Source organism: Cellulosimicrobium sp. I38E (assembly GCF_001647255.1).
GTDB lineage: Bacteria > Actinomycetota > Actinomycetes > Actinomycetales > Cellulomonadaceae > Cellulosimicrobium > Cellulosimicrobium cellulans_E.
On the sequence record NZ_LUAZ01000039.1, the window covers coordinates 179,249 to 200,386 of the forward strand.

General features: G+C 73.9%; 17 protein-coding genes. 12 read left to right on the forward strand and 5 right to left on the reverse strand.

Annotated features, from left to right (window positions below):
• The 4 genes from A0J59_RS13820 (at position 1) to A0J59_RS13835 (ending at position 4,368) form a co-directional block, all read left to right on the forward strand.
• Positions 1-636, forward strand: coding sequence for a MaoC family dehydratase (locus A0J59_RS13820; RefSeq protein WP_082919033.1), 636 nt, complete (start codon positions 1-3; stop codon positions 634-636).
• Positions 630-1,487 carry a CoA ester lyase gene (locus A0J59_RS13825; RefSeq protein ID WP_304439890.1) on the forward strand — a complete coding sequence of 286 codons (858 nt, stop codon included), beginning with the start codon at positions 630-632 and terminating at the stop codon, positions 1,485-1,487. The genes A0J59_RS13820 and A0J59_RS13825 overlap by 7 nt, the downstream gene beginning before the upstream one ends.
• 74 nt (positions 1,488-1,561) lie before the next feature.
• Positions 1,562-3,718: a tetratricopeptide repeat protein gene (locus A0J59_RS13830; RefSeq protein ID WP_064316472.1), complete on the forward strand. Its 2,157-nt coding sequence runs from the start codon at positions 1,562-1,564 to the stop codon at positions 3,716-3,718.
• Positions 3,719-3,780: 62 nt separating this feature from the next.
• Complete coding sequence (locus A0J59_RS13835) at positions 3,781-4,368, forward strand: hypothetical protein (protein WP_052877454.1); 588 nt, start codon at positions 3,781-3,783, stop codon at positions 4,366-4,368.
• A gap of 9 nt (positions 4,369-4,377) precedes the next feature.
• Here A0J59_RS13835 and A0J59_RS13840 read toward each other — a convergent pair whose 3' ends face one another.
• Positions 4,378-4,863 (reverse strand): MarR family winged helix-turn-helix transcriptional regulator, encoded by a 486-nt coding sequence (locus tag A0J59_RS13840; protein ID WP_047231808.1) that lies wholly within the window; start codon positions 4,861-4,863, stop codon positions 4,378-4,380.
• 91 nt (positions 4,864-4,954) lie between these two features.
• On the opposite strand from A0J59_RS13840, the gene A0J59_RS13845 reads away from it, so the two are divergent.
• Positions 4,955-5,389 (forward strand): nuclear transport factor 2 family protein, encoded by a 435-nt coding sequence (locus tag A0J59_RS13845; RefSeq protein WP_064316474.1) that lies wholly within the window; start codon positions 4,955-4,957, stop codon positions 5,387-5,389.
• Positions 5,390-5,442: 53 nt separating this feature from the next.
• Here A0J59_RS13845 and pntB read toward each other — a convergent pair whose 3' ends face one another.
• Together pntB and A0J59_RS13855 are read right to left on the reverse strand one after the other, a co-directional pair.
• Positions 5,443-6,855, reverse strand: a complete 1,413-nt coding sequence (gene pntB, locus A0J59_RS13850) for a Re/Si-specific NAD(P)(+) transhydrogenase subunit beta (protein ID WP_047231810.1) — start codon at positions 6,853-6,855, stop codon at positions 5,443-5,445.
• Positions 6,852-8,459 (reverse strand): Re/Si-specific NAD(P)(+) transhydrogenase subunit alpha, encoded by a 1,608-nt coding sequence (locus A0J59_RS13855; RefSeq protein WP_064316503.1) that lies wholly within the window; start codon positions 8,457-8,459, stop codon positions 6,852-6,854. Before A0J59_RS13855 ends, pntB begins: the two co-directional genes overlap by 4 nt.
• A gap of 251 nt (positions 8,460-8,710) precedes the next feature.
• Between A0J59_RS13855 and A0J59_RS13860 the strand changes: the two genes are divergently transcribed.
• Positions 8,711-9,037: a hypothetical protein gene (locus tag A0J59_RS13860; RefSeq protein WP_064316475.1), complete on the forward strand. Its 327-nt coding sequence runs from the start codon at positions 8,711-8,713 to the stop codon at positions 9,035-9,037.
• 21 nt (positions 9,038-9,058) lie between these two features.
• On the opposite strand, the gene A0J59_RS13865 is transcribed toward A0J59_RS13860, so the two are convergent.
• The gene (locus tag A0J59_RS13865) at positions 9,059-11,878 is read right to left on the reverse strand and encodes a flippase-like domain-containing protein (protein WP_082919034.1); all 2,820 of its coding nucleotides are present in this window, start codon (positions 11,876-11,878) and stop codon (positions 9,059-9,061) included.
• A gap of 169 nt (positions 11,879-12,047) precedes the next feature.
• Between A0J59_RS13865 and A0J59_RS13870 the strand changes: the two genes are divergently transcribed.
• From A0J59_RS13870 to A0J59_RS13895, 6 genes are all read left to right on the forward strand, one after another.
• The gene (locus A0J59_RS13870; protein WP_064316476.1) at positions 12,048-12,938 is read left to right on the forward strand and encodes an HdeD family acid-resistance protein; all 891 of its coding nucleotides are present in this window, start codon (positions 12,048-12,050) and stop codon (positions 12,936-12,938) included.
• Between the two features lie 331 nt (positions 12,939-13,269).
• Complete coding sequence (locus A0J59_RS13875; RefSeq protein ID WP_064316477.1) at positions 13,270-14,916, forward strand: ABC transporter substrate-binding protein; 1,647 nt, start codon at positions 13,270-13,272, stop codon at positions 14,914-14,916.
• A 101-nt stretch (positions 14,917-15,017) separates the two neighbouring features.
• Positions 15,018-16,139 (forward strand): ABC transporter permease, encoded by a 1,122-nt coding sequence (locus A0J59_RS13880; RefSeq protein WP_082919035.1) that lies wholly within the window; start codon positions 15,018-15,020, stop codon positions 16,137-16,139.
• 145 nt (positions 16,140-16,284) lie between these two features.
• Complete coding sequence (locus A0J59_RS13885) at positions 16,285-17,385, forward strand: ABC transporter permease (RefSeq protein WP_255365224.1); 1,101 nt, start codon at positions 16,285-16,287, stop codon at positions 17,383-17,385.
• The gene (locus tag A0J59_RS13890) at positions 17,382-19,112 is read left to right on the forward strand and encodes an ABC transporter ATP-binding protein (protein ID WP_064316478.1); all 1,731 of its coding nucleotides are present in this window, start codon (positions 17,382-17,384) and stop codon (positions 19,110-19,112) included. Before A0J59_RS13885 ends, A0J59_RS13890 begins: the two co-directional genes overlap by 4 nt.
• A gap of 63 nt (positions 19,113-19,175) precedes the next feature.
• Positions 19,176-20,024, forward strand: coding sequence for a hypothetical protein (locus A0J59_RS13895; protein ID WP_064316479.1), 849 nt, complete (start codon positions 19,176-19,178; stop codon positions 20,022-20,024).
• Between the two features lie 39 nt (positions 20,025-20,063).
• On the opposite strand, the gene A0J59_RS13900 is transcribed toward A0J59_RS13895, so the two are convergent.
• Positions 20,064-20,939, reverse strand: coding sequence for a CPBP family intramembrane glutamic endopeptidase (locus A0J59_RS13900; RefSeq protein WP_369799777.1), 876 nt, complete (start codon positions 20,937-20,939; stop codon positions 20,064-20,066).
• Positions 20,940-21,138: the final 199 nt, after the last annotated feature.

Sequence of the window (21,138 nt, forward strand, 5' to 3'; positions counted from 1 at the left end):
ATGCGCGAGGTGGTCCAGCGGGGCCTGTACTACGACGAGCTCGAGACGGGCGTGGTGTACCGCCACCGGCCCGGCCGCACGCTCACGGAGGCGGACGACGTCGTCTTCTCCACGCTCACGATGAACCACCAGGCGCTGCACCTCGACGCCGCGTGGGCCGCGACGCAGCCGTTCGGACAGCGGCTCGTCAACTCGATGATGACGCTGTCCACGCTCGTCGGGCTGTCGGTCGGTCAGGTCACGCAGGGCACGATCGTCGCGAACCTCGGGTTCCGTGAGGTCGAGTTCCCGAAGCCGCTGTTCCACGGCGACACGCTCTACGCGGAGACGGAGGTCGTCGAGAAGCGGCTGTCCGCGTCACGCCCGGGGCAGGGCGTCGTGACGCTCGAGCACCGCGGCCTCAACCAGGACGGCGTCCTCGTCGCGCGCGCCGTCCGCACCGCGCTCTTCTGGACGCGCGCCGCCCACGAGGCGGCGTCCAAGGCGGCGGCGTCCACGGCGGTGCCCGACGACGCCGAGCCCGGCGACATCCCCGGGCTCGGCGCAGGGCGTGACGACAACCCCGGGCTCGGTGGGCACGTGGCAGGCGTGCATGATCCCGTCCTCGAGCGTGGCGACGAGGAGGGCGCGTGGTGAGCCACGACGGCGGGCTCGGGCTCGGGCCGGCGCTGCTGTTCTGCCCCGGTGACCGGCCGGACCGGTTCGCCAAGGCTGCCGACCGCGCCGACGCCGTCATCCTCGACCTCGAGGACGCGGTCGCCGCAGCCTCGAAGGACGCCGCCCGGAGCGCCGTCGTCGAGGCGTCCGCGACGCTCGACCCGGCGCGGACGGTCGTGCGGGTCAACGCCGTCGGGACGCCCGAGCACGCGCTCGACGTGGCGGCGCTCGCGGACACCCGCCTGCGCACGGTCATGGTCGCGAAGTCGGGCCCGGAGCTGCTCGGCTCGCTCGCGGCGCTCGCGACGACCCTGCCGGGCGTGCGCGTCCTCGCGCTCTGCGAGACGGCGGCCGGCGTGCTCGCGGCGCCGCAGCTCGCCCGGCGGCCCGAGGTCGTCGCGCTCATGTGGGGCGCGGAGGACCTCGTCGCGTCGCTCGGCGGCACGTCGAGCCGGCGCCCTGACGGGTCGTACCGGGACGTCGCCCGGCACGCGCGGTCCGCGGTGCTTCTCGCCGCCGGGGCGGCGGGCAAGGCGGCGGTCGACGCGGTGCACGTGGACGTCGGCGACCTCGACGGGCTGCGGGCCGAGGCCGAGGACGCCGCGGCGTCGGGGTTCGCCGCGACGGCGTGCATCCACCCGAGCCACGTGCCCGTGATCCGCACCGCGTACGCCCCGACGCCGGAGCAGGTGACGGCCGCGCGCGCCCTGCTCGACGCGGCGGCCGCCAACCCCGGCGGACCGGACGCGGTCTTCACGCACGACGGCCGGATGGTCGACGGCCCGGTGCTGCGGCACGCCGAGGCGGTCCTGCGCCGGGCGGGCACCTGACCGGTCGCACGATGGGGACCGGTCCCCATGCCAGGCCGGTGCGGCGCGTCGGGGGTGCCGCATAGCCTCTCCCCGTGACCGACGCGAACGCCCAGGACCCGCAGCACCAGCACTGGACCGAGGGCTTCCCGCACCTCGCCGACCGGGCCGCGACCCTGCTCGGCGTCGACGTCGCGACGGTCGCGCGCCACAACAAGGTCGTCCCGGGCGGCTTCCACGTGTGGACCCCGGGCCGCGGCGGCGCGCAGGCGATCGTCGGGTTCGACGGGTCGGCGTACGTGCGCGAGTCGTGCTTCACGCAGGCCCAGCTGGTCCGGGCGTTCCACGCCGGTCACCGCAACGACGCGAACGCCGCGACCCTCCCGGTGAACCACGCCGCGTCCGCGGTGGCCTCGATGGTCGGGATCCTGCGCGGCGGCCCGGCGCAGCCCGCGACGCCCACCGGCCCGAGCGAGGCGGAGCTCGCCGAGCTCGTCGGCAGCGGCTTCGAGCAGACCACGCCGGACGAGATCGCCGAGCGGCTGCGCGCCCGGGGCAAGGGCGCGTTCGTCGTCGTCGGCGTCGACCGCGCGCACGGCCCGGGCCACTGGTACGTCGCCTTCTTCGACGGCGAGGACGTGCTCGCCCTCGACCCGATCGCCAACGGGCGCACGGCGTGGCCGCCGCCCGCGGCGGACGCGGTGCGCTGGTGGGCGGACGGCAGGCCGACGACGGCGCCCACGCGCGTCGTGGTCGACGTCCGGTCGGTCACGGGTCGCCGCGTGTGGACGGAGACGACGCCGTTCCTCGCCCCGACGGCGCAGTCGTTCCTCGACTGGGTCGCGACCCTCCCCGCGGAGAAGGTCGTCCAGGGCTACCAGGTCTGGCACGGGTTCTGGTGGGTCGTGCTGGCGGAGTCGGGCGACGACCTGCGCGTCGCCGTCACGGACCTCACGAAGGACGGGATCTCGGCGCTCACGTGGGACGTCGACCCGATGCTCGACACCTACCGGCAGCAGCGCGAGATGGTCGCGTTCTGCAAGGTGGGGGCCAAGAGCACGCGCTTCACGGAGACCGTGCTCGTCTACAACGACGTGTACGACGCCCCGGAGATGTACGTCGAGCGCACCCGGCCGGCGGGCGACGGCGCGTCGGGGTGGGTCGTGAAGTCGATCGCCGCGCAGCCCCGCGGCGGGCTCCTCCCCGTGCCCGCGCACGAGCTGTACCGCCGGGCACCGCACCTCGTGCGCTACCTCTCGCTCCCCGAGGGCTTCCGTGCGGTGTGGGCGAAGAACCGGACGAACCAGATCTGGAACCCGGACGGCGAGCTGGTCTGGGACGCCGACGCGCGGGACGAGGCGAAGGCGGCGGAGGCGGGCGACGCCTCGGCGAGCGCGACCGCGGAGGGGGCACCGACGTCGGGCACGCCCCGCCCGCGCGGCAGCGTCGCCTACGAGGCGGCGCGCGACGCGCTCGACGACCGCGCCGTGAGCCGCGAGCGGGTCCTGGCCGCCGCGCACGGGCTGCGCGACGCGTTCGCCCGCAACGAGCACGTGATCGGCCTGCTGCCGGGCGACGCGGAGCAGGTGCTCGTCGACACGTACCGCCGGGCCGACGCGGGCGGCGCCGACGCGGTGTCGCGCGAGGCGGCGACGTCCTGGGTGCGCGAGGCGTACTTCCGCCGCCTGCCGGTCGCCGCGGAGGCCGCCGAGCGGGTCGACCGGCTCGCGGAGGACGACCCCGACGGCGGCGCGCACGTGCTGCGCGGGTGGATGCGCTACAACGGCTACGGGTTCCGCCAGGACGCCGCGGCGGCCGTCGCCGACCACGAGGAGGCGGCGCGGCGGGGGAACGCCGACGCGCTCTTCGAGCTGTCCGTCCTCACGGCGACGGGCCAGGGCACGCCGGTGGACGAGGCGCGCTCGCGCGCGTTCCTCGAGCAGGCCGCCGACGCGGGCCACCCCCGTGCGCTCTACAACCTCGCGGCGGAGCACGCGACGGGTCGCGGTCGTCCGCGGGACTCCGCGCGCGCCCTGGAGCTCTACCTCGCGGCGGGCGACCGGGGCAACGGCCGCGCGGCGTTCACGGCGGGCGTCATGATGCTCACCGGGGACGGGTCCCTGCCCGACCCGGCCCGCGCGGGCAGGGCGTTCGCGCTCGCCGAGGACCTCGGGTTCGACGTGCGCGACGCCGCCGCGCAGTTCCCCCCGCAGCTCGCCGAGCAGGTCGTCGGGGCGCTCTCCGCGGGCTGACCGGACAAAAGACGCGCACAGCCCGTTCCACTTGCGGGCCCGGGCATCGTATGGTCACTCGCGTGAACGTCTACGTCGTCCTGTCCCGCAGCCGTACGGTCCTCTCCCGGACCATCGCGCTGGCGACCCGCGACGAGTTCACGCACTCCTCCCTGGCGCTCGACCCGGGGCTCGACCTCATGTTCAGCTTCGGGCGCCGCCGGGCCGGGAACCCGTTCGTCGGGTGCTTCCGGCGTGAGCGGTTCGACGACGGCCTGTACCGCGGCATGGACGTGGTGCCCGGGGTCGTGCTCGAGGTCCCCGTGACGCCCGAGCAGCACGAGGCGATCCGCGTGCGGATCACCGAGTTCCTGCTCGACTCGCACGCGTTCTCCTACAACGTGCGCGGTCTCGTCGGCGCCCGGTTCGGCCGCGGCCACGAGGCCGAGGACCGGTTCTTCTGCTCCGAGTTCGTCTACCACGTGCTGCACGGCGCCGGGGTGTGCGACCTCGGCGTCGAGCGCTGGCAGGTGCGGCCGCAGACGCTGCTCGACCTCCCGGGCCGCGTCGTCTTCCGGGGCGACCTCAAGGACTACGTCGCGGCGCACGGTGCGCTCGAGACGCTCCCGTCCCTCACGTTCGGCCACGCCCGCGAGCGTGTGCTCGGCTGAGCCCGCTCCTCAGGGGCCGTCGGCCCCGGCGGCGAGGTGCGCGTTGACGCGACCGAGAAGGGCGAACAGCAGCGTGCGCTCGTCCGGGGAGAGCGGTGCCATGATCCGGTCGTTGACCTCCGCGAGGATCGTGTCCAGCTCGTCGAGGCGGCGCTCGCCCGCGGTCGTGATCGACACGACGTTGCGGCGCTTGTCCGCCGGGTCGGGGGACCTGTCCACCCAGCCACCGGCCGCCAGCTCGTTGAGGACCGCGACGAGGTCGCTGCGGTAGACGCGCGTGCGGTCGGACAGCGCCGACTGGCTCGCGGGGCCGCGTTCGGCGAGGACGGCGAGCACGACGAAGTGGTCCTTGTGCGCCCCCACGGCCCGCAGGGCGTCACCCGCGACGCGGCGGGTCTGGGCCGCGGTCATGCCGACGAGGCGGGAGAGCTGCCCCGTGAGCCGCGCCGGCGTCTCGCCGCCGCGGTCGAAGCGGAGGTCGTCCTCGGTGTCCACGGGCCGATCCTACCCTTGCGTTAGTCGGACTAACGATCTAGGTTCCGTGAGAAGAGCGAACGTTAGTCGCTCTCACGAATAAGGAGGGTCCATGACCACGACCGAGACGCTCGTGCGCGAGCTCGCCGACCGGGCCGAGCTCGCCGACCTCGTCGCGCGCCACAGCCTGTGGATCGACGAGGCGCGCTACGACGAGACGGACCGGCTCTTCACCGAGGACGTCACCGTGACGTCGCTGCGCGGCGAGGCTCACGGCGTCGCTGACCTGGTCGCGCTCGTGCACGCCGGGCACGACCGCTACGCGCGCACCCTGCACCACAAGGCGAACCTCGTCGTCGAGCTCGACGGGGACACCGCGACCGTGCGCGCGCACGACGTCGCGGTGTTCGTCGTCGACGACACGACCGAGGCCATCGCCGCGGCGGTCCACCGCTACGGTGCGCGCCGCACGGCCGCCGGTTGGCGCTTCGACCGGCTCGAGATCACGCCCGTCGCGCTGACGGGCGCGCTCGAGCGCGCGCTGTAGACGCCGCGGAGCGGCAGGGCGGCACGGGAGCAGCGGGTCGAGCGCCGGGCGGATCAGCCGACGCGCAGGGCCGCCACGATGTCCTCGACCCGCTGCTTCGCGTCCCCGAAGAGCATGCCCGTGTTCTCGCGGAAGAACAGCGGGTTCTGCACACCGGCGTAGCCGGCCGCCATCGAGCGCTTGAAGACGACGACCTGCCCCGCCTCCCACACGTGCAGCACGGGCATGCCCGCGATGGGGGAGCCGGGGTCGTCGAGCGCGGCCGGGTTGACGGTGTCGTTCGCGCCGATGACGAGCACGACGTCCGTGCCCGCCAGGTCGTCGTTGATCTCGTCCATCTCCAGCACGATGTCGTACGGGACGCGCGCCTCGGCGAGCAGGACGTTCATGTGCCCGGGGAGGCGGCCCGCGACCGGGTGCACCCCGAAGCGGACCTCGGCGCCGCCGTCGCGCAGGAGCTCGACGAGCTCCGCGACGGGGTACTGCGCCTTGGCGACCGCCATGCCGTAGCCCGGCGTGATGACGACGCTGCGGGCGTCGCGCAGGAGGGCCGCGACCTCGTCGGCGCTCACCTCGCGGTGCTCGCCCTGCGGGCCCTCGCCGCCCCCGGCGGGCGCGGCGCCCTCCTCGGCCCCGAACCCGCCGAGGATGACGGACACGAACGACCGGTTCATGGCCTTGCACATGATGTAGCTGAGGATCGCGCCGGAGGACCCGACGAGCGCTCCGGTGACGATGAGCAGGTCGTTCCCGAGCATGAATCCCGCCGCGGCCGCCGCCCAGCCGGAGTACGAGTTGAGCATCGACACGACGACGGGCATGTCGCCGCCTCCGATCGACGCGACGAGGTGCCAGCCCAGCGCGAGCGACACGACCGTGAGCAGGAGCAGGGGCCAGATCGACGGCGCGACGACGAACCACACCACGAGCCCGAGGCTCACGAGGAGCGCCGCGAGGTTGAGCAGGTTGCGGCCCGGGAGCTGGAGCGGCGCCGAGCGCGTGCGCCCGGACAGCTTGAGGAACGCGACGACCGATCCCGTGAAGGTCACCGCGCCCACGAGCACGCCGAGGGAGACCTCGACGAGGTGCGCGACGTCGTCGGCGCCGGCGGCGTGGGCGGTCAGGTAGGAGTTGAAGCCGACCAGCACGGCCGCGGCGCCGACGAAGCTGTGCAGGATCGCGATGAGCTCCGGCATCTGCGTCATCTCGACGCGGCGCGCGCGCCAGGTCCCGACCGCCGCGCCCACGAGGAGCACGAGCGCGATGAGCAGCGCGGTGACGAGCACGGGGCGGGCGCTCGTGCCGAGCGCGAGGACGATCGTCGCGGCGAGCGCGAGGACCATGCCGACCATGCCGAGCAGGTTGCCGCGGCGCGCGGACTCCTGCTTCGAGAGCCCCGCGAGGCTGAGCACGAACAGGACGGCGGCGAGGACGTAGACCGCCTGGGCGACGGACGTCGCGGTCATCGGGCCACCCCCTGCGTGCGTGCCGGGGCGTCCTTGCGGAACATGCGGATCATGCGGTTGGCGACCAGGAAGCCACCGAAGATGTTGATGCTCGCGACCGTCGCGGCGAGCAGCGCGAGCGTCGTGACGACCCAGTCGTCGGAGCCGATCTGGAGGAGCGCGCCGACGAGGATGATGCCGGAGATCGCGTTGGTCTGGGCCATGAGCGGCGTGTGCAGCGAGTGGGTGACGTTCGAGATCACGTAGTACCCGACGATCACCGCGAGCGTGAACACCGTGACGTGCCCGACGAGCGACGGCGGTGCGAACGACAGCGCGAGCGTCACGAGCACCGCGGCGAGCGCGGCGCCGACGGTCCGGCGACGGCGGCGCAGGCTCGCGGCCGACGCCGCCTCCGCGGCGGCCCGCTCGCGGTCCGCAGCCTCCTGCGCGGGGTCGGGTGGTGGCGGCGGCACGGTCGACCCGGGGGCGGGCGCCGCGCTCACCGCGACGGGCGGCGGCGGCCACAGCACGTCGCCGTCGCGCGCGACGGTCATGCCCCGCTGGACCGGGTCGTCGAGGTCGAGCGCGAGCGTGCCGTCCTTGCCCGGCGTGAGCAGCTCCAGCAGGTGCACGACGTTCGTCCCGAGGAGCTGCGACGTGTGCTGCGGCAGGCGCCCGGCGAGATCGGTCCAGCCGACGACCACGACGCCGTCCTCCGTCACGACGCGCTCGCCCGGCACCGTGAGCGCGCAGTTCCCGCCGCCCGAGGCCGCGAGGTCGACGACGACGCTCCCCGGGCGCATCCCCGCCACGGCCTCGGCCGTGAGCGTGCGCGGTGCGCGGCCGCGCACGAGCGCCGTCGTGATGACGACGTCGGCCTCGGCGGCCTCGCGCGCGTACACCGCGAGCGCCGCGGCTTCCTGCTCGGGCGTGAGCGGCTTCGCGTAGCCGTCGGCGGACATGCCCTGCTGCGCGGCGGGCTCGCGCACGGCCGTGCCACCCATGGACTCGATCTGCTCGGCCGCCTCGGAGCGCACGTCGAACGCGCGCACCTGTGCGCCCAGGCTCGCCGCCGCGCCGACCGCGGCGAGGCCCGCGACCCCGCCGCCGATGACGAAGACCCTCGCGGGCGGCGTCTTGCCCGCGGCGGTGACCTGCCCGGCGAACATGCCGCCGTACTCGCCCGCGGCCTCGACGACCGCGCGGTACCCCGCGACGTTGGACAGCGTGCTCAGCACGTCGAGGGCCTGCGCGCGCGAGATGCGCGGCACGGCGTCGAGCGCGAGCGCGGTGACGCCGTGGGCCGCGAGGCGCTGCACGAGGTCCGGGTCGTTCGCGGGACCGAGCATCGCGACGAGCGTCGCGCCGGGGCGCAGGAGCGCGACCTGGGCGTCGGTGGGCGCGTTCACGGCCGTGACGACGTCGGCGCCCCACGCGGCCGCGGCGTCCACGACCGCGGCGCCCGCCGCCTCGTACGCGGCGTCGGAGAACGTGGCCCCCGCCCCGGCGTCGTGCTCGACGACCACGTCGTACCCGAGCGCCCGCAGGCGCTCGACCGTGCGCGGGGTCGCGGCGACGAGCCGCTCCCCGTCCCTCACCTCGCGGGGGACACCGATCCTCACGTGCGGGCTCCTCACCTCGTCGAGCATCGTGGGCGCCCGCGCGACCGGAGACGGCGGGTGCGCGGCGAGCCTATCGGGGGCCGCCCTCCTCGTCCCGGGCCGAACGTCCCCGAGGGGACGAGCCTCGACCCGGTCGACGCTCGTCGCGCCGCGAGGACCAGCGGGGAGTTCTCACCATCGTGCGAGGTGGCGCCCCGGGCGCCGGGTCCGCGAGGATCGGGGCGCCATCCGCTCCGACCCCAGGGGGAACCATGCGCCGCACCACCGTCCGTACCGTCGTCCTCGCACCCGCCGTCGCGCTGTGCGCCGCCGCGCTCGCCGCGTGCTCGGTCAACGCGAACCTCACCGTGCCGGCCTCGAAGATCGCGCAGGACGCCGAGGGCGCGCTCGCCGAGATCGGCCAGGCCGACGTCGACTGCGGGGAGGAGAACGTCGACCTCGTGGACGGCGAGGTCGTCGAGTGCGAGCTCACCGACCCCGCGTCCGGGAACGTCTACGACACGACCGTCACGCTGTCCGACGTCGACGGGACGAAGTACCACGTGGACGTCAAGGTCGCCGAGACCCCGCAGGGCTGACGGCGGCGGACCGCCGGGCGGCTACAGGTCGCCCTTCCTCTGGAGGTACCGCATCGCGGCCCAGCCGATCGGGATGCGGGCCCAGTAGGTCGCGACGCGGAAGAGCACCGTCGCGGACGTCGCGAGAGCGGCGGGGACGCCCGCGGTGGTCAGACCGAAGATGAGAGCGGCCTCGATCGCCCCGAGGCCACCCGGTGTCGGGACGGCCGCACCCGCGGCGTTCCCGACGAGGTAGATGACCGCGACCTCGACGAGCGAGAGCTCCTGCCCGAACGCGGCGAGCGCGGCGTCGAACGCGAGCACGTAGCCGAGCGTCATGACGACGTTCCCCGCGATGCCCAGCGCGAGCCGCCCGGGCTGGCCCAGCATCTCGGACAGCCGGGGCCACACCTGCTGGATCGTCGGGCGGATCTTGGCGAGCACCCAGGCACGCACGGCCGGCACGAGGAGCGTCGCGAGGACGGCGAGCGCGACGCCGCCGATCGCGAGGAGCACGGTCGTCGACGGGAGCTGGACGAGCCCGCCGTCGCCGGTCGCCACGGACAGCACGACGAGGAGCAGGATCGTCACGACGAACTGCGACACCTGGACGAGCGCGACGGTCGCGACGGCCACCGGGGTCGAGATCCCGCGCCGGGTCAGGAGCCGGAGGTTCAGCGCCGCCGGGCCGATGCCGGCGGGCGCGGCGAGCGCGACGAACGAGCCCGCCGCCTGGGTGAGCGTGACCCGCCAGAGCGGCAGCCGCTTCGACGCGAACGCGACGAGAGTGAGCGCGGCGCCGAACCACGTGACGATCCCGAGCAGGAACGAGACGGCCGCCCACCACGGGTTCGCCGAGGAGACGGCCTCGGTGATCTGGTCGAAGTTGATCGTGGTGACGACGACCGTCACCGCGACGATCGTCAGGGTCAGCGTGAGGATCGTCCGCGCGCCGAACCGGGTGATGCGCTGCGGCTCGATGCTCGCCTCGGGCAGCCGCTCCACCAGGGCGGCGCGCAGCTCCTTGAGGAGCTCCTTGTTCTGGCGGATCTCCTCGCGCGTGCTCGGCGGCAGCGCGACGGGCTGGAGCAGCGGGCCGATGGCGGCGATGTCGTCGTCGGGCAGGACGCTCACCGCGGACTCGACGGCGCGACGCGCCCCGACGCGCAGCGCGAGGAGCGCGACCATCTGCGCCAGGTCCATGCGGCGCGCGAGCTCGGACGACGCGATGTCGCCCTGCTCCCACCCGGTGAGCCAGACCTGCGGGGCGCCGGTCGCGGGCTCGCGCGAGACGAGCATGACGTCGGAGGTCAGCGCGCGGTGCGCGATGCCCGCCGAGTGCGCGAGCCGGAGCTGGCGCCACGCCTCGTTGAGCACCGAGCTGGTGAGGTCCTCCACGGGCAGGTCGCGCAGCGAGACGGCGCCGGTCGCGTGCTCCTGGACCAGGACCATGGAGTCGGCGGACTCGGCGACGCCGAGCAGGCGCGGCGTGCGGACGCCGGCCGACCGCGCGGCGTAGGACAGCAGCGCCGTGCGCTCGGCCGCGGCGCGCAGCGAGATGGCGGCCCGGCCCTCGCTGCCCCGCAGGCGCAGCGAACGCCAGAACCGGGCGAGGAAGCCGACCACCTGCCGGTCGCCGTCGAGCACGACGACGTCGCGCCGCACACCGTCCTCCGCGAGCATCGCGTAGACGCGGTTGTCGCCCGAGCGCGTCAGCGCGATGGCGGCCGAGTCGGACGGCGCGTCCTGGGCCTCCGTCGCGGGGGCTTGTCCGTGCGCGCCGTTCGCTCCGGTCGACGCCCCGCCCTCGTCGGGGTGCGGGGCCGACCCGAGGTGCTGCGCGGCGAGCGCGGCGTCCGCGGTGAGGACCGTCCCGGCGGCGTCCGTCGCCCCCGGCGCACGCAGGACGCCGACGTGCACCTCGGCGGTGATGCGTCCCTCGGCGTCGACCTCGGTGATGGGGTCGTCCGCGGCCTCGGCGAGCTCCTCGTCGTCGGTGACGTCGCGGACGCGCACGAGCGCCGCGGGGGAGAACCCGGCGCGCCGCACGCCGGCCACCAGGTCGGGGCCGTACGCGCGCTCGCTGCGCACGCCCGAGACGTACCGCACGGCGAGCCCGGCGATGCGCCCCAGGAGCAGCGTGATGATGATGCCCGGCAGCGACACCTGGCCGGTGATGAGCACGACGCCGATCGCGACGAACAGCAGGTTCCACGACCACTTGACGGTGCGCCGCCGGGTACGGGTGCCCGCGGCCGTGAGCAGCCCGCCGATCGCGGCGACGTAGCCCGGGATCGTCAGCTGCCACTCGCCGCGCGAGTACACGGAGAGCCCCCGGACGAGGTCGTCCGAGCCCCACGCCCGCAGCGCCAGCACGGCGAGCACGCCGAGGAGCAGGCCGAGCGCGGCGGCGACGATCGACTCGACGACCTGGCGCCCCAGCCGGCGGATGCCCAGCTCGGTGAGGACGGCGATCGGCACGAACAGCGTGATGAGGCCCTCGAGCACCGCGACGGGGACGAACAGGATGCGCGCGAGCAGGTCCGAGAAGTTCCGCACGTCCTCCGCGACCCCGGCCGTCGTGCCGTGCGCGTACACCGACATGAGCAGGACGACCACGACGCCTACCGCGCACAGCACGAGGTTGACGAGGTCGATCGGGTGCCGGACGCGCTGCTCGGCCGTGTCGACGACGCGGACGGTCCCCGCGTCGTCGTGACCTCGACGCCCGAGGAGGGCCTCGAGCGCGCCGGTCTGGGGTCGGGGGTCCGCCTGCTCGGGCCGGGCCAGAGAGCCGACCTCGACGACCGCGCCGACGTGGGGAGCGTCGCGCTCGGTCGGCTCGGGGGCGGGGGAGGCCATGCGAGCGAGTCTAGGTCGGGGGCCCTGAGCAGGCGCGGTATTTGGCCGATTCCTCCGGGTGATTCGCCCCGTTCGCCCGCATGCTGGACGGCTCGTGACCCCCGCTCGGCGGGCGGGTGTGAGCAAGGCCTCCCTAGCATGGGACGAGCGACGGACCCGGGAGGTCGGCATGGCACGTGGCACGACGACGGAGCGCGGCACCGCGGACGGCGCCGACGGTCCAGACAGCCCCGCGACGCCCGACGCGAACGGCCAGGAGCGCAACCCCTTCCGCAAGGTGTGGTGGCTCCCCGTGGTCCGGGGCACCCTCCTCGTCGTCCTCGGCCTCCTCCTCATGATCGAGCCGCTGGAGCAGCTCGGGACGCTGCGGGTCGTGCTCGGGGCGTTCCTCGTGGCCGACGGCGTGCTGGTCGCCGTGCAGGGGTTCGTGCACCGCAAGCAGGTGGGGTCGGCGTGGTGGCTCGCGCAGGCGGGGGTCAACGTCGTGTTCGGCGTCGTCGTGGCGCTCTGGCCGGACCTCACCGCGACCGCGCTCTACTACGTGCTCGCCGTGTGGGTGCTCGTGCTCGGCATCACGACGATCGCCGGGGCTGCCGCGCTCGTCCGCAACCGCGACCTGGGGTGGGCGTGGATGCTCGCCGTCGGGATCGTCTCGGTGCTGTTCGGGGTCCTGCTCGTCACGAGGCCGCTCGACTCCTTCGACGTGCTGCGGCTCGTCGCGGTGGTGTTCGCGCTCTACGCGTTCGTGACCGGGGCGATCCACGTGGTGTCGGGCTTCGCCGTCCGCGCCGTCGCGCGCGAGCTCGCGGACCTGCGTGCGCAGGCCGTCGCGGCGGGCGTCGTCGTGACGGGTGGGTCCGTGCTCGGCGCGCCGGCCGCCCACCCGGGCGTCGCACCGCCGTCGGCCGTCGGTGCTGCGTCCGCGGGTTCCGCGGCCGTGCCCGACCCGGCTGGGCCTGTCGAGCCCGCGCCCGACCCGGCCTCGCCCGCTCCCTCCGCGGACGCGCCGTCCCCAGGTGGTCCGGGTGCGGACGAGGTGGACGGTCGCGAGCGTCTCTGACCCCACCGCGACGCCGCGCTCACCACGGCAGTCGGTGCACCCCCGGGAGCGCCGACCGCCAGGGCCGGTCGACCCGAAAAGGGGCGGACTCTACACCTGCTGCCCAGGCGCCGTGAGTGTGTCTCACGTCACGATCGTTGCCCGGGGCTCAGGGTTACGACCGGGTAACAACGCTGGCGTTCTGTCCGGGTTTCTGCCGATCCTGACACCTGTGCGACACGGCGCTGTGCTAGAAATCACGGCACTCCGCCGACAGGTCGGGGTCCTGGTGCGTGCAAGGTCGCGCCACCGGTGTCTCGCACCCCGAGAAACCCGAGAAAGAGGTAGACACATGACAGCGGTGTCCAAGAAGCGGCTCCTCGCCGCGGCCGCCGGCATCACGGCGGTGACGCTGACCCTGACCGCGTGCGGCGGGGGCTCGAACGGCAACGAGGGCGACGGCGACGGCGGCGGGTCCTCGAGCGGTTCGCTCGTCATCGGCACCACCGACAAGGTCACGGTGCTCGACCCGGCCGGCTCGTACGACAACGGCTCGTTCGCCGTGATGAACCAGGTCTTCCCGTTCCTCCTGAACACCCCGTACGGCAGCCCCGACGTCGAGCCCGACATCGCGGAGTCGGCCGAGTTCACCTCGCCGACCGAGTACACGGTCAAGCTCAAGCCGGGCCTCAAGTGGGCCAACGGCAACGACCTCACGTCGTCCGACGTGAAGTTCACCTTCGACCGCCAGGTCGCGATCAACGACCCCAACGGCCCGGCGTCGCTGCTCTACAACCTCGACAGCGTCGAGACGCCCGACGACACCACGGTCGTCTTCCACCTCAAGAGCGAGAACGACCAGCTCTTCCCGCAGATCCTCTCCAGCCCGGCGGGCCCGATCGTCGACGAGGACGTCTTCGCGGCCGACGCCCTCACCTCGGACCAGGACATCGTCGACGGCAAGGCGTTCGCCGGCCAGTACACGATCACGGGCTACAAGTTCAACGAGCTCGTCTCCTACGAGGCCTACGACGGCTACCAGGGTCTGCTCGGCCCGGCGAAGACCGACAAGGTCGCGGTGAAGTACTTCGCCGAGGCGTCGAACATGAAGCTCGAGATCCAGCAGGGCAAGATCGACGTCGCGTGGCGCAGCCTGTCCGCGACGGACATCGAGGACCTGCGCGGCAACGACGACGTCAAGGTCGTCGACGGGCCCGGCGGCGAGATCCGGTACATCACGTTCAACTTCGACACGCAGCCGTTCGGGGCCAAGACGCCCGAGGCGGACCCGGCCAAGGCGCTGGCCGTGCGCCAGGCCGCCGCGTCGCTCATCGACCGCGACGAGCTCTCCGAGCAGGTCTACAAGGGCACCTACACCCCGCTGTACTCCTACGTCCCCGCGGGCCTGACCGGCGCCGTCGAGCCGCTCAAGGAGATGTACGGCGACGGCGCGGGCAAGCCCGACGCCGCGAAGGCCGCGCAGCTCCTGGCCGACGCGGGCGTCGAGACGCCCGTGACGCTCAACCTGCAGTACTCGAACGACCACTACGGCCCGTCGTCGGCCGACGAGTACGCGCTCATCAAGGACCAGCTCGAGAAGGACGGCCTCTTCACGGTCAACCTCCAGACGACCGAGTGGGTCACGTACGCCGAGGAGCGCACGTCCGACGTCTACCCCGCCTACCAGCTCGGCTGGTTCCCGGACTACTCCGACGCGGACAACTACCTCACGCCGTTCTTCCTCACGGAGAACTTCCTGGTGAACCACTACGCCAACCAGGAGGTCAACGACCTCATCCTCCAGCAGGCGGCGACGCCCGACGCCGGCGAGCGCACCGCGCTCATCGAGGAGATCCAGAACAAGGTCGCGGCGGACCTGTCGACCCTCCCGTACCTCCAGGGTGCGCAGGTCGCGGTCGTGGGCACGGACGTGGAGGGGGCCGAGGACACGCTGGACCCGTCCTTCAAGTTCCGCTACGCGGCGCTGTCCAAGGGCTGACCCGCTCGCCCGGCCCTCCTCGCGCGACCCGCGGGGAGGGCCGGGCACCGCTCGTCCGGGACGGCGACCGCCGAGGCCCCGGCACCTGAGGAAGAGACGACATGACGACCATCACCACCGACGCCGCGGTCGGCGAGGACGCCGCCGGCGGCCCCGGCCGCGAGGGGCCGACACGCACCCCGCGCACGACCCGCCGCCGCGGCGGCGGGCTCGGGAGCTACATCCTGGTCCGCGCGCTGCTCATCATCCCGACGGTCTTCATCCTCGTGACCACGGTCTTCGTGGTCATGCGGTCCACGGGCGACCCGATCACCGCCGCGCTCGGCGGCCGGCTCACGCCGGACCAGCTCGCCGAGCGCATCCACGAGGCCGGGTACGACCGTCCGGTGGTCGTGCAGTACCTCGAGTACCTCGGCGGCATCGTGCGCGGCGACTTCGGGACGACGATCAGCGACAACCGGCCGGTCACCGAAGTGCTCGTGACGTACGGCACCGCGACGCTCGAGCTCGCGGTCTACGCGCTGCTCGTCGCGTTCGTCGTCGGGATCCCGCTGGGCATGCTCGCGGGCTACCTGCGCGACCGCGTGCCCGACGCGATGCTGCGCGTCTCCGCGATCCTCGCCTATGCGACCCCCGTCTTCTTCGCCGGCCTCATGCTCAAGCTCGTCTTCTCGGTGTGGCTCGGGTGGCTGCCCGTGTCCGGGCGCGCGTCCACCGACGCGGAGATCGAGCTGCAGTTCCTCGACGACCCGACCGGCTTCTACCTGATCGACGCGATCCGGACGGGCGACCCCGCGATCGTGGGCGACGTGCTCCAGCACGCGGTCCTCCCGGCGCTCGCGCTCGGGCTGCTCACGGCGGGCGTGTTCCTGCGGCTCGTGCGCACCAACGTCATCGGGACGCTCTCCACCGACTACGTCGTCGCGGCGCGGTCGCGCGGCGTCCGGGAGTCCCGGCTCGTGCGGGCCCACGCGTGGCGCCCCGCGCTCATCCCGATCATCACCGTCATCGGGCTGCAGGTCGCCATGCTCCTCGCGGGTGCCGTGCTCACCGAGACGACGTTCGAGTGGAAGGGGCTCGGCTTCCAGCTCGCCGAGTACCTCCAGGCGCGCGACTTCGTCGCCGTGCAGGGGATCGTCGTGCTCATGGCCGTGATCGTCGCGGTGACGAACTTCCTCGTCGACATCATCGCGGCGCTCATCGACCCGAGGGTGAGGTACTGACATGGTCGCGGAGACCGTCGTCCCGGCTGGTCCTGGCACCGGGGGCCCCGCCCCCGCCGTCGTCCCCGAGCGCGGCCGCGTCGCGTGGTGGAAGCGGCTGCCCGTCGTGCACCAGCTCCGGCAGAGCGTGGGGCTGCAGCGCGGCATGCTCGTCACAGGCCTCGTCGTCACGGGCCTCTTCCTGCTCACCGCGGCGCTCGCGCCCGTGCTCGCGCCCTACGGCTACAGCCAGCTCCGCTCCGCGGACGGGCCGTTCGGCGCGCAGCAGCCGCCGTCGGCCGAGCACCTGCTCGGCACGACCGTGGGCGGGTACGACGTGCTGTCGCGTGTCATCTGGGGGGCCCAGACGGCGCTCCTCGTCATCGTCGTCGCGATCCTCGCCTCGATCGTCGTCGGGGTGCTGCTCGGGCTCGTGTCCGGGTACTTCGGCGGCTGGGCCGACCGCCTGCTCGTCGTGGTCTGCGACGCGATCTACGCGTTCCCGTCCCTGCTCCTCGCGATCCTCATGGCGATCGTCATCTCGGGCGGCCAGTCGAGCATGTGGGGCGGCATCCTCGCCGCGGCGCTGTCCATCACCGTGGTGTTCGTGCCGCAGTACTTCCGCGTCACGCGCGCGGAAGTCGTGCGGATCAAGGGCGAGGCGTTCGTCGACTCGGCGCGCGTGCTCGGCACGCCGCACCGGCGGATCATGTTCCGCCACGTCCTGCGGAACTCGACCCGCACGCTCCCGCTCATCGTCACGCTCAACGCGTCCGAGGCGATCCTCACGCTCGCCGGGCTCGGGTTCCTCGGGTTCGGCATCGAGCCGACGGCGGCCGCCGAGTGGGGCTACGACCTCAACAAGGCCGTCTCGGACGTGACGAGCGGCATCTGGTGGACCGCGCTCTTCCCGGGCCTCGCGATCGTGCTCGTGGTGCTCGGCATCACGCTCGTCGGCGAGAGCCTCAACGACCTCGCCGACCCGCGGCTGCGCTCGCGCCGCGCGAGCGCCGAGGTGTCGGGCGACGTCGCGGAGACGTCGGTCGTGCCGGGCGGCACGCTCACCGCCGGCCCCGGCGGCCTCGACGCGATCGAGGGCGCGGGCTCGCGCTCCGACGAGCTCGCCGCCGTCCCCGGGCAACGCGACCCCGACGCCGTCGGGCTCGACGGGCGGCCCGGCGGCACGCCGGACGACGACGGCCCCGCGGCTGGCCCTGCGGTCCGCCCGGCCGACGCACCCCACGACGAGACGGAGGACCGGCGATGAGCGCCGTGACCGAGACGACCCGCCGCGAGAGCGGTGACGCCGCGCGCCCCGTCGTGACGATCCGCGACCTCGCGGTGTCGTTCGCGACCGACGCCGGGGCCGTGCGCGCCGTCGACGGCGTCGACCTGGAGGTCGCGCCCGGAGAGGTGCTGGCCGTCGTCGGCGAGTCCGGCTCCGGCAAGACGGTCACCGCCAAGACGATCCTCGGCCTGCTGCCGTCGACCGCCACGGCGCGCGGCGCCGTCGTGCTGACGAACAAGGCCGGGACGGCCGACCACGACGTCGTCGCGCTGGGCGGGGAGCGCCTGCGCCAGGTCCGCGGGACCGACGTCGCGATGGTCTTCCAGGAGCCGTCCGCCGCGCTCAACCCGGTTTACACGGTCGGCTGGCAGATCATGGAGGGCATCCGCGCGCACGCCAAGGTGTCCCGGCGCGAGGCGCGCAAGCGCGCCGTCGACGTGCTGCGACGCGTCGGCATCCCGGACCCGGAGACGCGGGTCGACCACTACCCGCACCAGTTCTCGGGCGGGCAGAAGCAGCGCGTCGTCATCGCCATGGCGCTCGTGCTCGACCCGGGGCTCATCGTCGCGGACGAGCCCACGACCGCGCTCGACGTCACCGTCCAGGCCGAGATCCTCGACCTCCTGCGCCGGTGCCGCGACGAGTTCGGCACCGCGATCGTGCTCATCACCCACAACATGGGCGTCGTCGCCGACCTCGCCGACCGCGTCGCCGTCATGTACCAGGGGAAGGTCGTCGAGCAGGCGCCCGCGCGCGAGCTCTTCGCGGCGCCCCGGGCGGAGTACACGAAGGCGCTGCTCGACTCCGTGCCGCGGGTCGGCGAGGGGACCGCGCGGGCCGAGGCCCGCGCGTCGGCCCGCGCCGCGGGTTGGGAGGACGCGGAGCCCGTGGTGGCGGCGCAGGGACTGACCGTCACCTACCCGGGCCGGCTGCGCCGCCCGGGCTTCACCGCCGTCGACGACGTCTCGCTCAGCATCCGGCCCGGGGAGGTCCTCGGCCTCGTGGGAGAGTCGGGCTCCGGCAAGACGACCTTCGCGCGCGCCGTGGCGGGTCTCACCGCGGTGACGGGCGGCTCGCTGCGTGTGCTCGGCGTCGAGATGAACGGCGTCAAGGAGCGCGACCTGCGTCCCGTGCGGCCACGCATCGGCTTCGTGTTCCAGGACCCGGCGACGAGCTTCAACCCGCTCCTCACGATCGCAGACTGCGTGGCGGAGCCGCTCGTCGTGCACGGGCGCGCGGAGTCGCCCCAGGCGGCGCGCGGGCGCGTCGACGAGCTCCTGGAGGCCGTGCAGCTCCCGCGCTCGTACGGCGACCGGTTCCCGCACGAGCTCTCCGGCGGGCAGCGCCAGCGCGCGTCGCTCGCGCGGGCGCTCGCGCTCGACCCGGAGCTGCTCGTGGCCGACGAGCCGACGTCGGCGCTCGACGTCTCCGTGCAGGCGCGCGTCCTCGAGCTGTTCGCCGAGCTCCAGCGCGAGCTGGGCTTCGCGAGCCTGTTCGTGTCGCACGACCTCGCGGTCGTCGACCTGCTCTCCGACCGCATCGCGGTGCTGTACCGCGGCCGGCTGGTCGAGGAGGGCACGGGCGCCGAGGTGCTGGGGAACCCGCGCGAGGAGTACACCCAGCGGCTCCTCGCGTCCCTGCCCGTCCCGGACCCGGTGCTCCAGGCGGAGCGCCGCGAGCTGCTCCGGGCTCTGCGCGGCGCCTGACCCGGCCGCGAGGGTGGCTGCCCCTAGCATGTGACCGCCGTCCGTCGAGAACGAGGAGCACCTGTGGTCACCGCGTACGACATCCTGTTCGGCCTGACCCCGCAGGACGCGGTGGACGGGTCACCGGTCGGGACGACGGACCTGCTGCCGCCGCCCGTCGCGCCCTGGGGCGAGGCGGCCTGGGGGTGGATCGGCGACGGCGGCCCGGGGATCGAGCCACGGACGTGGCCACGGAGCCCGAGCACGGGGCTGCCGATGCGGCACGCCGTCACGCTGCGGCTGCCGGTCGAGTACCAGCGCCGGGGCCCGGGGTTCCCGGGCGTGGCGTACTTCCTCGGCGAGGGCCAGTTCGCCACCGAGCACGACGCGACCGACCCGGACGACCCGTTCGTCGTGGACCTGCGCGCGGCCCGGGAGCACCCGCAGGCGCTCGTGCTCAGCGACATCATCGGCCAGAGCTTCGCCCTGGTGTGGCTGACCGAGCAGGAGCTGGCGCCCGGTCCCACGGCTGCCCCGCCCGACACCCGCCGCCCGGGCGAGCACGTCGCGACCGACGAGGGGCAGAACGCGTGGGACCCGCCGCTCGGCACGCGTCGCGGCGAGGACATGACGGTCACCCGGTGGGCCTACCTCGTCCCGAGGGCCGACGACCCGAACGCGGGCGTCGCCCCCGGCCGGGAGGAGGACGGCTGGGTCTCGCCGTGGGACGAGGACTGGACCGGGTTCCCGGAGGGGGAGAGCCCCTGGGCGGACGACCACCTCGGCGGGACGTCGGAGGCGATGGTCGACTCGCTCCCGGGCGGCTTCACGCCGTACTACCTCGAGCTCTCCACGCCCACGTGGGGCGTCGACTACGGCAACCGCGAGACCCACCTCGTCGACCTCGAGTCGGGCGCGTTCGGGATCGCCTGACCGGGCGTCTCACGAGTCGCGAGCGTCGCGAGGAAGCCGTCAGGCGAGCCCGAGGGACTGCTTCCACTCCAGGGGGAGGAGCGCGTACCCGACGAACGCGACGACGTCGAGCAGCGTGTGGGCGATCACGAGCGGCATGACGCGGTGCCGGCCCCAGCGGGACGTGTAGAACCACGAGAAGACGACGCCCATGACGACGTTCCCCACGAACGGGCCGAACCCCTGGTACAGGTGGTACGAGCCGCGCAGCAGCGAGCTCCACACGACGAACTTCACGCGCCCCCAGCCGAGGTCGCGCGTGCGCTCGAACAGGTAGCCCACGGCGATGACTTCCTCGAGCAGCCCGTTCTGGAGCGCCGCGAGGACCAGCACGGGCACGGTCCACCACGCGGCGTTGAGCGCCGACGCCTGCACCTCGACCGTGATGCCGAGCAGGCGGCCCAGCGCGTAGAAGCCGAGCCCGGGGATGCCGATCGCGGCGGCGAGCGCGAACCCCCACCCGACGTCCTTGAGCGGCCGCGAGCCGTCGAGCCCGATCGCCCGGACGGCCGAGCGACCGCGCGCGCTGAGCAGGTACAGCGCGAGCGCGACGGGCAGCACCGCGAAGAAGATGCCGACGAGCTGGTAGGTGAGATCGAGGTACGGCCGGGCCGACTGGCTGACGTTGAGACTCGCGGACTGCTCCCCGAGCGGGGTCCCGGCGGTGAGCCGCGCGACGATGTTGATGATCGCGTAGACCGCCGACTTCCCGAGGCTCAGGCCGAGGACGATCCAGATCTCCGCGCCGATGCGGCGTCGCGTCGCACGGTCGGGGCGCGCGGGCGCGGTGGCGTCGGTCACGGGTGGCTCCGCCGTCGGGCCGGGCGCGGGCGGCTCGGGCGCGGTCGCGGGGGTGGACGCGGTCAGGTCGGGCACCGTCCGGTTATAGCACCGGTCGCGGGGAGCAGCCTCGACGCGGCCTGGACGCCCGCTGTCCGCCGAGCACGACCTGGCGAGCGGTCGAGCACGACGTGAAGGTCGCTTTCCAGCCCTTGACGTCCTTCATGTCGTGCTCGGCGGGGGCCGGCGGGGGGTCAGGAGCCGCGCGGGCGGCCCGGGCCGCCCGCGCGGCTCC